The sequence below is a fragment of the Palleronia salina genome, from assembly GCF_900141995.1.
GTDB classification, from domain to species: Bacteria; Pseudomonadota; Alphaproteobacteria; order Rhodobacterales; family Rhodobacteraceae; genus Palleronia; species Palleronia salina.
In genome coordinates this window covers 13,841-32,128 of record NZ_FQZA01000016.1, presented here as the reverse complement: position 1 = coordinate 32,128, position 18,288 = coordinate 13,841, and the positions used below count along the sequence as shown (strand labels likewise).

1 protein-coding gene (running past one end of the window) is annotated in these 18,288 nt (G+C 67.9%); it reads left to right on the top strand.

Annotated features, from left to right (window positions below):
- A protein-coding gene (locus BUB76_RS15980; protein ID WP_084140713.1) for an LEPR-XLL domain-containing protein crosses the window boundary here: on the top strand, positions 1-18,288 show its 3' portion. The gene continues 11,286 nt to the left of window position 1, outside the view; only the last 18,288 of its 29,574 coding nucleotides appear in the window; its start codon lies off the left edge, out of view; its stop codon occupies positions 18,286-18,288.

Sequence of the window (18,288 nt, the reverse complement as noted above, 5' to 3'; positions counted from 1 at the left end):
GACGCGACCACGACCGGTGGAACCGATCAGGTCGGCCAGGCCACCTCCGTCACCGACAAGGTCGCGCAGCAAAGCGACGACTCGCTCCAGGCGATGGGCGACAGCGGCGCGGGACAGGACAGCGCCTCGGCCGATGGCCGCGCGGGCGCCGCCGCCGTCTCGGCCAAGCAGAACCGCGCGAGCTTCGACTTGTCGAACAAGCTGGCGTATTCAGTGCAGCCCGAAGACGGGACCTCGGCGGTCGTGCTGTCCGGCGCGACGATCGAGACGGCGGGAAATGTCAGCGTCTCGGCCGAGGAAATCGTGACGTTGGACATCATCACCGGGTCGGCGGCGGGCGGCTTCGTCGGCGTCGGCGCGGGTGTGACCGTCGTGACCGTCAACAGCGCGGTCCGCGCGCGCCTTGGCGGTGCGACCACGGCTGGCGACACGGTGTCGGTCTCCGCCAATGGCGAACGCAAGGGTGACCTTCTGGCCGTTGGCGTGCAGGCCGGCGCGGTCGCGGTCGGCGCGACGGTCAACGTCGTGAACGATCGCGGTCAGCAACTGGCCGAGGTGACCGACGGCGGGTCCGTCGACGGGGCGAGCCTGCTGTCGGTGACCGCGACCAACGACCAGGATTGGGACACCGCCACCTACAGCGTGGTGGCCGGGGCCGCGGCGGTCGGCGTGAACTTCTCGCGCCTCAACCTCGACGACGGCGACGCGAGCACGGATGAAACGATCGCGCGGATCGGTACGGGGGCCGAGATCGGCCAGACCGAACAGGTCGGCGCCGTTTCGATCCTGGCCAATTCGATCGTGGATGCCGACAGCACGACCTACGGCGTCACGGCCGGTCTTGTCGGTGTCGGGATCAACTTCGCCTATATCGACGTGACCCCGCAGGTGCTGGCCGAGATCGGCAACGGCGCCAAACTGGGCGCGACGGGGGCCGTTTCGGTCACCGCATCCTCCGAGATGGATGCCGACGCCTTCCTTCTGAGCGTATCGGTCGGCGCTGTCGGTATCGGCTCGTCCTATGCCCGCGCGATCGTCAGCCCCGACGTCACCGCGGCGCTGGGCAGCTCGATCACGGCGGATATCCAGGGTCTGTCCATCACCGCGACGCACAACACCGACGTGGCGGGCGACCGGGGCGCCAAGGCCGAGGCACAAGCCGGCTCGGGCGGTATCGTCGGCGGGGCCGGGGCCACCCCCACGGCCCGCGCCAATGCCGATGTGGCGGCCCTGATCGGAACGGGGGGCAACATCGACGCCAATGGCGGCGCGATCATGATCCGCTCGGACCTGCGCAATCGTGCGGATGCCGACGCTCTGGCCGTCTCGGTCGGGGCCGTGGCGGTCGGTGCGAGCGTCGCGACGGCCGAGGCGAACGGCTCGTCCGTGGCCGAGTCCTTCGGCACCATCACCGGGGGCGCATCGCTCCAGATCGAGGCCGACGCCAACAATTCGGCCGATGTCTTCGCCGAGGCGTCGGGCGGCGGGCTCGTCGCGATCTTCGCACATACCGCGACCGCGACCACGACGCCGACCATCCGCGCCAAGCAGGCCGGTGACGTCACCGTCACCGGATTCGTGCAGGTGCTGGCCGACTCGCTGGGGCAGGCGCGGGCCGAGAACAATTCTGTCTCGGGCGGGATCGCCGGGGCCGGCGTGGGTATCGCCAACGCGACCCTGTCGCCCAACGTCACCGCGACCATCGCCAGCGGTACGATCAGTGCCGGCAGCGTTCTGGTGCGCGCGCAGCACAACTTCGGCAATATCGACACGAACATCTACCGCGCCTACGCCAAGGCGGAGGCCGCGAGCGTCACCGCCGGCGGCGTCACCGTGAACGAGGCGCATGCCGTGGCCAACGGCACGACGGTCGCCACGATCGGTGGCGGCGCGGAAATCGATACGCAGGGCGACGATGGCGCGTCCGGCGGGAACGTCACCGTGGCGGCACGGGCCGCCAACATCGCACGCGGGTTCACCGATGGGCTGAATGTCGGGATCTTGGCCGCGGTGGGCACCACCCAGGCGACCGCCACCGCCAGCGGAACCACCCGTGCCGAGATCGAGGACGGCACGGACGGGTCGACCGTGGACATCGCCTCGGGCGCCCTGACGGTCGAGGCCGAAGCCGCGGACCGCGCCTCGGCGCGGGTCAACGCCGCGGGCGGCGGCATCATCTCGGCGTCCTTCAACACGTCCACCGCAACCTCGGCCAGCACGATCACGGCACGCATCGGCGAGGATCGCGGCATCTCGGCGATCGGGGCCGTGAAAGTCTCGGCAAAGGGTCTGCCCGAGGTCGACGCGGACACCAAGGGCGTCTCGGGCGGCGGGATCGACGTGGCCGCCTCGCAGGCGAGCGCCACGCTCGACCCGACGATCCTGGCGGATATCGCCAGCGGCACGGCGCTGACGGCGACCGGCGCGGTCACGATCAGCGCCGCCGCGACGCTGCCGGACGACAGCGAGCGTCCGACCTACATTGTGCAGTCGACCAATGGCGGCGCCGAGACGCTGAGCGTGGCGCGCCACGGCCTGACCGAGGGGATCGCGGTCGAGCTGGGCTCGAGCGCCACGCGAGCCTACAACGCGCTGGTCATCGACGCCGGCACGATCGCTCTGGGCAACGCGCTGAGCGGCGGCAACATCGACGCGGCTCGGGACGAGATCACCTTCGCGCGCGGGCACAACTTCCAGAACGGCGACGAGGTGCGGATCGTCAAGACGAACGGCACGAGCGCCGATTTCGAAAGCGCGGCCGGCACGACCTTCTTCGTTGCCGTCATCGACAGCACCACCATCAAGCTCGTGGACGATGCGACCAAGGCCGGGCCCGGCTGGTACGAGTCCAACGCCGGCACCTTCCGGCCCAACAACATCGACAGCGTCACCGACGAGATCACGCTGAGCAAGAGCTACAGCGTCGGCGACGTGCTGACCTACCGGGCCCCGGGCGGCCAGGACTTCGGCACCGCCACGGTCGATGTCAATACCGACAGCGAATTGACGGCGAACGACAACGACCGGATCGTCTTCATCGACGAAGACGGCGACGAGGATTTCTCCTTCCGCAGCCATGGCTTCTCGAATGGCGATCTCGTGGTCTACACGGCCGAGGCGACCGAGGTGGACGAAAACCTGAACCCGCCGCGCGTGCCCGATTCCGGACAGGCCCTGGGCGGACTGAGCGTCGGGGCCACCTACGAGGTCGCCGACCGCACGTCCTCGTCCCTGCGCCTGAAGGCCGCGCTTTCGGACGCGGTGACCTACGTGCGCAACGGCACGACCGACTCCATCGTTCTGCAGAACGGCACTTGGTTCTCCGCCGGGTTCCGCACGGGGCAATCCATCACGATCTCCGGCTCGGTGGACAATAACGGAACGTACACGATCGCCTCGCTCAGCGGCGCGACCCTGACGCTTTCGGGGACCGAGCCCCTGACGACGCTCTCCGGCGTGGCCCAGGTCGACACGTTCCGCTCCAACACGGTCGAGCTGAGCCCCGACAAGCCGTCGCAGAGCAATGACGGCAACACCTCCGTCCATACGCTGACGCATGTGGGCGACCTGCCCATCGACGGGCTGGTCGACGGGCAGGCCTATTACGTGGTCGCGGCCAACGGCAATGACGTCAAGCTGAGCGAGTCCGAGAACGGCCCCGCCATCAACCTGAGCTTCTCGAGCGCCACCAACCAGGTGCACCTGCTGGGCGAATTCGGCATCGACCTGGACAGCGTGAGCGGCGACGACACCTACGAGCTGCGCGTGGATCTCGATACGGGCGACTTCGTCGGTCAGAAGGTATTCGGCGAGGGGGGGCTGGAGTTGAACGAGGTCGCCCCGCAATCGGGCGACGGCGTGTCGTCTTCGGTGGTCACCGGGTCGGGCGGCGGCCTGATCAGCGCCAAGGTCCAGTTCGCGTCGCTGAATGTCACGCCGGACGTGGACGCGACCGTCTCGGCCGCGCTGGTGTCCTCGGATGAAACCGTATCGGTCTCGGCCACGGCGGATGTCGAGGGGTCGACCAATGGACGCAACGGCAATGGCGGCCTGATCGCCGTCGGCCTGGCGGACACGCTCATCAACCAGGGCGCCGATCCGATCACAGCGAACCTGTCCATCGGCAACGGCACCCAGATCGTCGCGAAGGAGGACGTGCTTCTCTCGACGAACGTGAACGGCGACCTGGTTGCGGACAGCAAGACGACGACCGGCGGCGGGATCGGTATCGCCCGGGCGAAAGCCAAGATCGACGGCGATTTCACCTCGGCGGTCGCGGTTTCGGACAATGCCGTGATCCTTGCGGGCGATCTGATCTCGGCCACGTCGGACGGCGCCATGACGGGCCGTGCGAAGGCGCGGGGCACCGGCATCGGCTTCGGCGGCGACGGCGACGCGGACGCCGACTTCTTCATGTCGAACGTGGATATGGGCGTCAGCGTCGGCGCCAACGCGATCGTCGAAGGCAACGAGGTCAGCCTCGTGTCCAACGCGACCGGGACCGACGTGCAGGCGGACGCGGATGGCCGCGGCGCCGGTTTCTATGCCGAGGGCACATCGGACGCCAAGGCGACCTACAAGGTCGTCAGCGACGTGTCGATCGCCAGCGGTGCGGAAATCACCGGCTGGGAGGGTGTCGATTTCCGCGCCATCGTGACCGGCAACGAGATCGAGACCGACGCCTTCGCGCGGTCGACCGGTCTTTTCGGTTATGTCCGGGCGGATACGAACCGCGATCTCTCGGGTCCGAACGTGGACGTGTCCGCGCAGGTGGTCGGCGCCGGGGGCGCCCTGGTCACCGCCGGGCCGCGTGACGAAAGCGGGTCGGGCGACCTGGCCGGCTACGACTATGACCAGGCCCCGTTCGGGGAACAGCGTCTGGCCTTCCTCGTGACCACCGTCGCGACCGGCAATTCCAACCCCCAGGACGCCGACGTGTCCCGTCGGTCCCTGGCCGCGGGGGATGCCGACGAGAACGGCTCGACCAGCCAGAGCGACATCATCAACTTCAACTCGGACGTGCTGATCCTCTCGGGCCGGTCGCCCGATCTCGTGACGAAGGAGCTCACCGTCGGGGCCGGCGGCCGGATCGAGAAGGCGGTGAACGTCACCATCAACGACGGCGCGGGCCGCGAGGCGATCTCGTCCGGGACGATCCAGCGCGACAAGATCTACGTGAACGACATCGTCAACCCGGGCCCCGGCGACGTGGCGTTCGACTCGAGCGCGATCGTCGGCGCCGGCGGCACCTGGACCTTCCGCGAGACCCTGCAGCGGGTGGAAATCCTGAACCTCTCGGCGCTGGACATCCAGATCAACGACATCAACGTCCTGGCCGACCGCCAGCCCATCGTGACGCTGAACCCGCTCATCACCAGCGAGACGATGACGCTGACCTTCGACATCGAAGCGGACGTGTCGCCGACCTTCGTCCAGATCGCCTCGACCGGCGACACGGATATCGAGCTGAACGGCATCATCGAGAACCCCATCGGCGTGACGAATATCGTCGCGCAGGGCGGGTCGGTGATCGGCACCCAGTCGCGCGGCTCGGGCGTCGTCCGCACGCAGACGATCAACATCGACGCGGCCGAGGATGCGGGCACCCTCGCCGACAGGGTCGTCGTGGACATCGTCGAAAGCGCGGGGACGCCCGAGACGTTCTCGTTCCGCACCAGCCAGGTCAACGGGCTGAGCGACACGATCTTCCTGGGCCTCGCCAACCGTTTCCACGAAGGCCAGATGGTCCGCTATGACGCCAATGGCTCCACCCCGCTGGGCGGCCTGGTCGACGGGAATTTCTATTATCTCTCGTTCGATGGCGACGCGTTCACCGAAGAGACGCCCATGATCGCGGTGAAGCTCTACGACAACGCCGACCTGACCGGCGATGCCGTCGCCATCTCGCAGACGGCCCAACTGTCCGAGACCCATGGCCTGACCGGGGTCGAAAGCTTCACGGTCGATGCCGGCAACGATATCGCGCTCGACGTGCGCGCGCTCCTGCGCGACGATGTGGCCGGCGATTACCTTGTCGAAGTCGACCGGATCGCGGCCGGCAACGACGCCGACGTGCTCTTGCGCCCGACCTACGAGCAGACGGGCGCGGGACTGTCCGGCGGCGTGATCGTCAAGCACCGCCTGGGCAACATCGACCCCGCGAGATTCGTCTACTACCAGGAATTCGTTTCCGGCGATCCGGCCCCGGGCAACGTGGCCCAGGGCGTCAGCCCCGGTGCGTATGGCAGCGGCACGACCGAGCGGGACACGACCTACGATTTCCGTGGGCTGGACCCGGACGGCGACCGCACGATCGCCGGTCTCCAGGCCGGCGCCGTGTCTGGCGTGGGCAATGTCAACGTCGTCTCCGCCGAGAACGACCCGGCCGACACGACCACCAACGTGCTGGCCCTGACCGAGATCGACACGACCGGCGCGACCGTCGGCGACGGCCACGTCTCGGTGGACACCAATGGCTGGATCGCCGTGACCGAGATTGCCGGCGACTTCCGCGTGGGGACCATCAATTCGACCGGCGACGACGTTCTGCTCTATTCGCCCATGAGCTTCGTGGACGCCCAAGGCGACAGCAACGCCGCCGCTGCCGATATCTCGGGCACCAACATCACGCTGGTGGCCGCGTCCTCGTTCGTGAACCCCGATGCGGTGGACGTGGCGGGCGAGATCACCAACCCGACCGTTTCCCCCAGCGGGCTGGCGGGCGGAATCGGGCGCGCGAACAACTTCATCGAGACCGACATCGACAACCGCGACCTGTCCTCGGGCGTTCTGCGCGCCTATGACATCACGGCCACGCTGACCGACGGCATCTTCGTGGACGAGGTCGCGAACGACCTGCGCATCCACTCGGTCGAGACGCTTGGCGATGTTGCGCTGCGGACGACCTCGGGATCGATCATCGACGCGCGCAACGATGACCTGGCCAACATCATCGGCCTGACCGTGGATCTCGACGCCAATGGCGGATCGATCGGCGAGGCGGGCGACGATCTCGAGATCGACAGCCGCGCGGGCCTCGGCCAGGAGGTCTCGCTGGAGGCGAATACCGACGACGTGGCGCTCGAGGCCGAGAGCAGCATCTGGCTGACCGAGACCGATGGCGAACTGCGCCTGGCGCTGGCCCATGCCTACCTGGGCAACATCACCCTGACCGTGCGCGAGGCCGCGGGCGCGACCTCGACCGGCGAAGACCTTCAGCTCATCCGCTCGGGCGACGCGCGCTTCGCGGAATCCGACGACGTGCTGCCCGGCACCCACGACGATGCGCCGCGTCCGCTGCCCCATGGCCTGATCCTGGCGGAAGCGGGCGAGGTCACGCTGAACGTGGGCGATGACGTGGACGTGCACGAGAACGCGGCCATCGTCGCGGCGGGCGCCATCGACCTGTTCGCCGACCATACCGACAACGACGCGGGCTTCGGGGCCACGGTCGTGCTGCGCGGCCAGATCATCGCCGGCGCGATCATGGTCGTTGGCGGCAACCGTGCGCCGAGCACACCGTCCGGCACCACGCGCGCGGCACCGATCGGCACCTGGCGCCCCGACGACAGCACCACGGACACCACGGCGGCGGATCGCACCACCCGGATCTTCGGCAACACGGACGTGGACACGATCCAGTTCGGCGACGAATCCGGCGTCGCGGGCGGCACGCAGTGGGGCGATGACGGCTACATCTACCTGGGCTCGCGCACCCGCGCCTTCGGCTCGGCCGACGCGACGGCCACCACCGGCGACGACGGCGAGGATCGCTTCCGCATCTACTATCTGCAGGACATGGCAGCCGAAACCGCGCCGGCGATCTCGGCCATCGGTTTCGCGACCGAAGGCTACGAGAGCCAGACCGGCGGCAACGCCTATGCCACGACGCTCGACGTGGGGGCGCAGCACACGCTGACCCTGGACGGGCAGGCCGATACGGACAGCTACGAGGTCTTCACGCTCGGTTCGCAGGGCGATTTCCGCAACTACGTGATCAACGTGCTGGACACGGGCGCCGAGGATGACGGCGCCGATACGCTCGACATCTTCGGTGGCGAGGATGACGACCTGTTCCTTCTGCGCGGTGCGGCCTTCCTGCCCAACGAGACGGCGGAAAAGGCCGGTTTCGTGGCGCTGCTGCACGGCCAGGTGGACGAATACGCCGACACGCTCCAGGGCAACGAGACCTCGGTCGAGGTTCAGCGCATCGCCTATGACGACGGCATTAACGGCCGTCTCACGGTCGAAGGCCGCGGCGGCGACGACGGCTTCTACTCGGACGACGTGACCGTGACCGCCACGATGGACGGCGGCGCGGGCGACGACACATTCCAGATCGGCCAGATCTTCGGCGCGAATCGCAACGAGGCCGATGGCAACCTGTTGCCACAGGACGTGTTCCCGGCGCTGGTGCCGACCACGCGTGGCTGGCTGAGCCAGGGCTCGTCGGCCCCCGTGCTGGCGCAGGGCGGAACGGGGAACGACACCTTCCGCGTCTATTCGAACCAGTCCGAGCTGCGACTGGAGGGCGACGACGACAATGACCTGTTCATCGTGCGCGCCTTCGCCATCGCGGCGACCACCGATTTCGACTGGGACGGCGACGGTGACATCGACCAGGACGATCTCGAGGCCGGACTGGTCCAGCTGATCGCCAGCAACACCGACACGAACGGCGATGGCGGGATCAACTACCTCGATGTCTACAAGACCCTGAACGACACCACCGATGACGTCATCGTCCTGGACGAAGACGGCGTGGCCCGTCCGCAGATCGGGCTCGGATTCTCGGTCGCGCAGGCCCCCGACATCCGCGCCGGCGGCGGCCAGGACGAAGTGCGCTACAACGTCAACGCGCCCGTGTCCGTCGACGGCGGCACCGGCTTCGACAAGCTGGTGATCCTCGGCACCGAGTTCGCCGACGACATCGTCATCACCGAGGGTGGCATCTTCGGGGCCGGCCTGAATGTCCGCTACTCGACCGTCGAAGTGGTCGAGGTCGACGGGCTGGAAGGCGATGACGAGTTCTTCGTGCAGTCCACCGCGTTCGGCGTGGCCTACCGCGTCATCGGCGGGCTGGGCTCGGACACGATCAACGTGGCCGGCGACGTGGTCGAGGATATCGTCACCCGCGAGCTCGAGGGCATCTCGGGGGCGGTGGATCACCGCCTGAGCTCGGGTGACGCGCTTTACAACGGCCTGGTGGTCGACGGACTGGATTACAACGTCACGACCGACGGCGAAGGCCTCGTGGTGGTCGACGAGGGCGCAGACGGCTTCACGGCGGTGCGCGAGGGCGGGCCGAACCCCTCCGACAGCTATTCCGTGCGACTGGCGCGGGCGCTGACCGGGTCGGAAGTGGTCTATGTCACCGTCTCCGCGTCGCGGTCGCCGCAGGAAGAACGGGACGAGGCCTTCGACAACCCGGCACCGCTGCCGAATGGCGCGGGCGAGTCGATCTGGCTGTCCACCGACCCGCTGTCGGGAACGACCAACAACACCTTCGCCGGTCTGGAAACCGCCGCCGATGACAGCTTCCTGCGCGAAGTCGTCGTCGATGGTCAGACCGAGTGGGCCCCGAACCGCGGCGTCGTGCTGCGCTTCGACAAGGACAACTGGGACCTGGCCCAGAACGTCTATCTCTGGGCGCCCGACGACACCCGGGCCGAAGGCGACCGGGTGGTCGCGGTCCAGCACTCGGTCATCTCGCGCACCAGCGCGGATTACGACGCCATCGACGTCCGCAATGTCGAGGTGCAGCTGCGCGACAACGACACGCCGGGCGTTCTGGTGACCGAGCTCGACCCGACCACCCTGCAAGAGGATGGGCGCACCCTGGTCGTCGAGGGCGACGGCACGGGCCTGTCCGACAAGGTCTCGGTGCAGCTCACCCGCGCGCCCGAGCCGGGCGACACCCTCGTGGTCAAGCTGAACTTCGGCGGGCTGACCGGGGACGCGGCGCTGGCCGATCTCACCGACAAGGCCATCGAGATCGGATCGGGTGACGCCCGGTTCGACGCCGACGCCCTGACGCTGACCTTCGACGCCTCGAACTGGGACGCGCCGGTGATCCTGGATATCGATGCGCGCGACGACTTCGTGCGCGAGGATCCCGAAATCGCCGTGATCGGCTTCAACCTCGACGCCGCGACCGTGGATCCCAACGGCGACTTCGCGTTCCCCAACCTGCGCTCGGGCACGGGCCTGCTGGACATCGAGGTCATCGACAACGAAACCCCGGGGTCGGTCGTGCTCGAGGACGGGGCCGATACGGTCCTCACCCCCGACGACCCGAATACAGTGGCCGATGAGAGCGTCACCGACCTCTATCGCCTGCGTCTGACCAAGGAACCCGACGCGCCGGTGCAGGTGGCGATCCTCACCGATGGCCTGGCCGATGTGGCCAGCGTCGACGGCGTCGCGCCGAGCTACCAGGTGATCGGCGGGCTGCGCCCCGTGCAGCTTTACACCGGCCAGCTCATCTTCGGCTCGGACGGCGGGCAGGCCACGATCACGCGTGGTGAAGGCGCCGATCTCGGCAGTTTCGAGAAGGAAGGCTGGGAAGCCGGCGACCTGATCCGCGTCGGCGGCAGCGGCGTCGACGGCGATTACGAGGTCCTGGCCGTCAGCGACCAGTCCCTGACACTGACCGCAGCGGGTTTCGCCGCTGCGACGACCGACGACGTGATCCTGTCCGAGCTGATCGAAGCCGAGACCTGGACCGGCGCCGCACGCTACGACGTGGTGGACGGCACCGCGCGGCTTGAGCGGATCGAGTCCACGGGCGCGACCGCCGGCTGGCTGGGCGAAGGCTTCGTCGAAGGGCAGCGGGTCCGCGTAAGCGCGGGCGGGCTGTCGGTCGATGCCAAGATCGCCATCATCCGCGGCTTCAACGACACGCAGGACGCGGTTCTGCAGTTCACGTCGCCCAGCGACGCGGCTTTGGCCGCGACCTTCACCGAGGGGGCGACCGCCACCTTCACGGTCGAGCGCATCGCCGCCGTCACCACCTTCACGGCGGCGGACTATTTCAACCTGCGCGAAATCGAGCTCGAGGCCGACCCGTTCTACGAGGTTCCGACAACCCGCGAGGGTGTGAAGGTCTTCCCGGTCAAGGCACACCGCCTGTCCGACATCCGTGGCCCGTTGGCCGTGGAAGGCGGGCCCGCCGGCGCCGACCGGTCGCTCAGCCCCGGGGTGAAGCTGCCGGGCGAGGCCGACGATTTCCTCATCGCCATCGGCACGCAGGCGCCGGAAAGCCAGCAGATCGACGTTCTGAACGTCTTCAACGACGGTTCGCTGGCCGACACCACCGGCACGCTGACCGAGACCACGCTGACCGGCTTCGGCATGGGCCCCGACCTGGTGTTCCCGGATGTCAGCGGCCCGATCTTCGGCGAAGGGCCCGAAGGGCAGGGGCCGCAGACGCTGTCCTTCCCGGGCGGCATCAGCTTCGGCAAGGTCAATTTCGGCGCCTCGGGCGTGACCAATGACGGGGTCGAAAGCACCGTCGAAGTCGTCAACGTGATGCTGGGGCAGGGCAACGACCGACTGGATGTCGAGGGCACGCTGAACCCGGCCCCCGCCACGTCGGCCGAGAACGCGTTCACCGCCACCGAGGGCTGGTCCGATCCGGACTTCCAGTTCCTGTTCGACCGCACCGATTTCGGCGGCAAGCTGATGATCTCGCGCGAGGGCTTCGACTGGAAGGCCGAGGGCTTCCTCGTCGGCCAGGAAGTCTTCGCCGAAACCGCGAACGGCACGCTGGTGTCTCTGGGCCGGATCGTCGGCATCGAGGACGACCTGGCCTACGGCCCGGGCGAGACCGACCCGATCACGGGCGAGCCGCTGCGCGATCCGAACGACAACTCGCTGTTGGTCCTGGGCGCAAGCGCCTTGCCCGCCGGCGTGGATTTCTCGGGCAGCACCAAGCTGGTGGCCCGCGACGCCGACGTGGCGGTGCAGCTGGTCGCGACCGTTGCCACCACCGCGGGCGGCGCGACGCTGTCCCGGGCCTCGGGCGATTGGTCCGAGGACGGGGTTCTCGAGGGGCACCTTCTGGGTATCGACACCGCCGAGGGCACGCGCCTGCAGGTCCGCGTGGTCGAGATCTCGGAGGACGGACGCACGTTGACCGTCGAGGGCGAGGGCCTGGATGACGGTCCGCTCGATGCGCTGTTCTGGGTGCAGGGGCGTCACGGCGGCCTCACGGTGCTTCATGGTGGCGGAAACCTGCAGGTCACGACGACCGGCACGTTCGATTTCGACGGCAACAGCCTGACCCGTCTGGACGGGCGCGACTTCGCGGAAAGCCGTTTCGAGGTCGGGCAGGTGATCCAGCTCGAGGGCGAGGATTTCACCCGCGAGATCCTGGCCATCGGCGATGCGGACCCGGCCGATTTCGGCGAAGAGGACTCGTTCGACACCTGGGGCACCGGCTCGGTCCTCGTGCTCGGCGACCCCCTGGCGGTCGGTGGCGCGACGCTTGGCGCGGGCACGCTCGACACGACCGTCTACGTGGCCGACGCCTATACCGAGACCCTGACCTCGACGATCGCCATCGAGGTCGAAGAGATCGACGGGACCCTGGAAACCATCGTCCGCCGCACCGACGGTGACACATTCGACGGCATCGCCGCGGGCTCGACGATCTTCATCGAAGGCCAGGCCGGCGGTTTCACCGTCGACCGGGTGCTGGATGCCGACACCATCGTGCTGCGCGACACCGCGCTGGCCGATTGCGATTACGGGCCGCTGACCGGGACGCTGATCCTGACCGTGGTGGACATCACCCGCTCGGGCGGTCAGCGCATCGGTGGCGACCACTTCGTCGTCACCGGCGGCGCGGGCCCCGACAGCCCCCTGGTCATCTACGGTGACACCAGCCAGGACGGCATCTGGTACTCGGGCCGTCCGAGCGATCGGCTCGGGCTCGAATTCGGCGAGAAGCCGTTCGATCCGTTCCCCAACCTGCCCGATGCCGAGAACGAGGATGACGAGTGGATTTTCCCGCTGGCCAATCCCTTCGACTATCACGGCAACGACATCATCGACGCCTCGGCGCTGTTCGCAGATCTCGCCGACCAGGGCCTGTTCCCGTCGGTCGGCATCACCGCCTACGGTGGGCGCGGCAACGACCTGATCATCGGGTCGCAGACGGGCGATCACCTGGCGGGCGGGTCCGGCGATGACACGATCATCGGCCAGCGCGGCACCGATCACATTTACGGCGACAGCGGCATCAACGTCGACATCCTGACGCGCGCGCTGACGGTCTCGACGCTCGACGCCAGCCCGGCACCGTCGCTCGACCCGACGCAGACGGCGGCCGACAGCACCTTCGCACCGGTGCCCAGCCCGGTCCGCGACCCGATGGGCGCGGCCGGGGCCGGGCAGGACATGATCGAAGGCAACGGCTCGGGCATTTCGGACGGCACGCCCGACATCATCTTCGGTGACCACGGCCGTGTGGATCAGCTGGTGATCGATCCGAACGAGCCGTTCGACCTGCCGCAGAAGATCCAGACCACGCTGCTTTCGAGTGTCGTGGCGATCGTGTCGGTCGAACCCCAGACCGGTGGCGATGACGTGATATTCGGCTCCGAGATCGACGATATCCTGATCGGCGGCGCCGGTGCCGATGCGATCGACGGCGGTGAGGGCGACGACCTGATCTTCGGCGACAATGTCGACCTGTCGCGCCGCGGTGGCGACGACGGCAGCCTCTACGACGACATCGCGAGCCTGCGGTTCCAGACGCTGGCCGGGTCCCTGATGTATTCGCGCTCGGACCGCCCGGCTTCGGCGGGCTACGATCTGAACGACGTCTCGGGCCCGAACAGCGGTGTTCTGATGGTGTCGCTCGATGAAGATGGCAAGCCCATCGCGCGTGACTACCGCGACCCGAACGGACCGTCCTGGTGGGCCGAATACGATATCGACTACGCGCGGTATCACACCTTCGCCGTCGCGGACGGGCTCGAAGGGCAAGGCGCGGCCGGCAACGACTATATCGCCGGCGGCGCGGGCAACGACCAGATCTTCGGCCAATTGGGCAACGACGTCATCCAGGGCGACGGGACCATCGACGGTGCGGTCACCGGACGCGGCGACGGAACGATCGACGGCATCACAGCGCCCGAGCGGCGCGTCGGCGCCGCCCGCAACCCCCTTGGGCCCGAGGATCCCGTCGGCGCGCTCAAGGTGGTGGCGAGCCTCAGCGACGATCCCGCCACAGACGGCACCGACTACATCGAGGGCGGCGGCGGATGCGACGTCATCTTCGGCGGTCTCGGCCAGGACGATCTCGTGGGCGGCTCGTCCAGCTTCTTCGGTCTGTCCGCGGACGAACGTCCCGACGGCCAGGACAAGATCTTTGGCGGCTCCGGCGTCGAGATCTCGCGCAATGACGCCGATCTGCCCGGCGACGGCACCGACGCCCTGGGCGCCCATGCCCGCGACGCCGATGCCATTGTCGGCGACAACGGCGACATCATCCGGCTGGTCGGCGTCGACGGCATCGACCTCATCGCGGACGAGGCGCTCGACGCCAGCGATCCGGCCATCTTCGCCCCGCAATACGAGGCGCTCTACCACAGCCGCAACGGTCTGTTCCTGAGCTTCGTCTACGACCGCTTCCAGGTGGCCGATGGCGAAACGGTGGCCGATTACGCCGCCGAGGATGGCGAGCGCGTGGTCGTGCGCGGCGTGACGCTACTGGATTACACCGCGGGCGGGCCTGACTTCCGCCCCGATCTCTTCGACCTCGACACCCCCGTCGATGCCGACAAGAACGCGGGTCTCACGGTTGGCCAGGACGATCTGTGGCGGAACACCTTCGGCTTCTGGTCGCGGACCGATATCGGCGGCGCGGACGAGGTGCACGGCGAGACGGGCGACGACATCGTCTATCTCGGCGGTGGTGCGGACATCGCCTATGGCGATGCGGGCCACGACGACATCATCGGCGGCTGGGGCGCCGACTGGATTTCGGGCGGCACCGGTGTCGACGGGATCCTGGGCGATGACGGACGCATCTTCACCAGCCGCAACACCGGCATCGTCGGGAACGCGGCCTACGGCGAGCAATATGCGGAGGGCCTGTTCGGCATCTACAGCCTGCTGACGAACGATCCGGATCGCCGCACCAGCCAGGGCAACGTCCTGAACGAGGCGATCTACACCCCGGGCAAGGTGCAGCAGGAAACAATCAACATCGCGTTCGAGATCGTGAAGTCGGTGGACCTGACGCCCTTCGACAGCGATGCCAGCTCGATCTTCGCGCCTGTCTACGCGGCCGACCCGAACGAGCATGATCCGATCTTCGCCGACGACGTCCTGTTCGGCGGCCTGGGCCAGGATTTCATCCACGGCGGATCCGGCGACGACGCGATCGGCGGCCACGAGGTTCTGTCCGAAGCCTATGTCCAGCGTTACGGCACGCTGCCCGACGTCAGCGTCGATATCGACCAGACGGGGGTCATCGGCCTGGCAAGGACCGACTTCACGCGGCCCTGGAACCCGTCGAACATCCTGGTCTTCAACTCGGGCGACGCCCACTGGAACGAGCCGACGCCGACGCTGCAGCGCACGGGCGAGTTCTATCTCTACGACGAGTACGATCCGCGCCGCACGATCCTCTTCGAGGAGGACGGAACGCTCTGGAAGGACGGCGCGCCGGACGGGAAGAAGCAGTACTTCCTGAACGCGCCCGACACCGAGGGCGAACTGATCGGCGGCTATACCGAGTTCGCGCCGAACGGCACACCCATCGAAAGCTCCTGGATCGAGGTTCATTCCGACGGCGACGACCGCCTGTTCGGTGACATGGGCAATGACTGGATCGTCGGCGGCACGGGCCGTGACCATATCTACGGCGGCTTCGGCAATGACCTGATGAACGGCGACGACGTGGTCGGCGTCCCCGGCGACGGCGGGGCCAGCCGCGACACGACCGGCGCGCTGAACGACGCGCCCGAGACGCACCGCGTGTGGGAAGATAGGATCTTCGGCGGCGCGGGGCTGGATATCCTGATCGGCAACACCGGCGGCGATCGCCTGATCGACCACCTGGGCGAGTTCAACTCGTACATCGTGCCCTTCGCGCCCTTCGGGATCGCGACGGTCAGCCGGCAGGTGCCGCCGCAGCTATGGGATTTCCTGGCGGCACAGGCCTTCTCGGACGGGGTCGACATGACCCGGACGGCGGATATCGGCCCGAACCATGAAAGCCGCTATTCCAACGTCATCCAGGAACAGGGCGACCCCTATGGCGAGCTTGGCCTGGTGACCCAGCGCGACCGTGGCTTCTGGCAGGACCAATCCGGCCCGCCGACCGATCCGCAGGCCGGAAACATCCCGGGCGGGCGCCGGGACATCCTGCGCACGGCCGACTTCAACGACCGGACCACCCAGGGCTTCGCCGCCGACACCGGCAGCTTCACCGCCGAAGCGGGCATCATGAACGTGACGTCCGAGATCGAGGGTCAGAAAGCGTCAGGCGTCTTTCTGCTGGATGATTTCCTGCCCACCTATTACGAGCTGGCGGCCACGGTGAACCTCGACAAGCCCACGGGCGGCTGGAAGGCGAACGCGTATATCATCTTCGACTATCACTCGGACGTCGATTTCAAGTTCGCGGGCATCAACGTGTCCACGAACAAGATCGAGATGGGTTACGTGGATGCGAGCGGCTGGCACTATACGGTGCAGTCGAACAAGCCCGTGCGCATCAAGCCCGGCCAGAACTACGACCTGCTGGTCGCGGTGAACGGCAACAACGTGACCTTGCAGGTCGCGGGCGTGAACTGGTTCAGCCACGATTACACGCCGCGCATCGATGCCTACGGCATGCCCGTGCCGCTGAATGGCGGCATGGTCGGGATCGGGATGGACGGGTCGAAGGGCCGGGTCGACAACTTCCGGGTCCAGACGCTTCCGCCCGACTGGACGCTGGACGAGACCGACGACTTCTCGCCGCCCGTGGCCGAGCTGCCGCGCGTGTCGCAAAGCGCGGGCTGGGTCGAGACATCGGGTCGCCTGGTGGGGACCGTCAACGGCACCGCGCCGTCGGTGCAGACGGTCGACCTCGGGGTCGGCCTGCAGGCCAACGCGGTTCTCGAGATGGAAGTCGACATCGAGACCGACGGCATGGCCGGCTTCGTCTTCGATCGCTACGACGCGCTGAACTACAAGTTCGTTGCCCTCGACGCGGATGGGGGCCGGATCCTGGTCGGCCACGCCACCGACGAGGACGGCCAGGTGGTCGACGCAAGCTTCGCCGTCGGCCTGTCGCCCAAGGGGACGGACCGTCTCAAGCTCACGACGCAGGGCGCGGGCCTTGCCGTGTCGCTCAACGGTGGCGAGGTCGGCTCGGTCGGGTTCAACGCCGTCCTGTCGGACGGGGCGTTCGGCCTGATGGTTCTCGAGGGCGCGGCGAGCTTCGACGACTTCCGCCTGGCCACCGACGACCCGCAATTCGAGGATGCGCTTCGCCTGGCCTCTCGTTCGGCGGTCCATGTCAGTGGCGACAGCTACATCGTGGGACCCGAGCTCGACATCGCCGTCGCCCAGCCGATCTACGAACAGGCGGTCGCGGACTGGGTGGCTACGGGTCTCCTGGACGATGCGGACATCGCGGCCCTGGGCGAGGTCACGATCGTCATCGCCGATCTCGAGGGCGATACGCTCGCCCGCACGATCGATGGTGACACGATCCTGATCGATACGACGGCGGCCGGTGCGGGCTGGTATCTCGACGCAACGGCGCCCGAGGTTCAGGGCACGCCGATCCGGGCGGTCGATCTGCTGACTGTCATGCGCCACGAGATCGGGCACCTTCTCGGGCTCGAACACGAATCGCTGGCGATCATGGCCGAAGAGCTCGAGTCCGGTCAGCGCGTCGAGGTCTCGACCGAGGCGGCATCCGTGACGCCGCCCGCGCCTGAGCCAGAGCCGGAACCTGTCCCGGTCGAGGATCCGGCGCCCGAGCCGGCGCCCGCCCCGAACGAGAAGGCGAAAGGAAAGGGCAAGAAGCACGCGGCGGCCGACCATCACATGGTCTTCGATCCCGAAAGTGGCACGATGATCGCCGCGGCCGAGGCCGAGCAACTCTTCGGTCTGCGGCAGTCCGGGGCCGAGCTGGCGGCCGGCGCCGCGACGGCCGTGGCGCTGTCGCAGATCGGGAAGCGGCCCGCGGGCGTGACCTCGACCCCGGCTCAGACGACGGCCAAGCCCCGGGGGTCGCGCGTTGCCCGCCTGATCGACCGGCTGCGCAACATCGCCTGA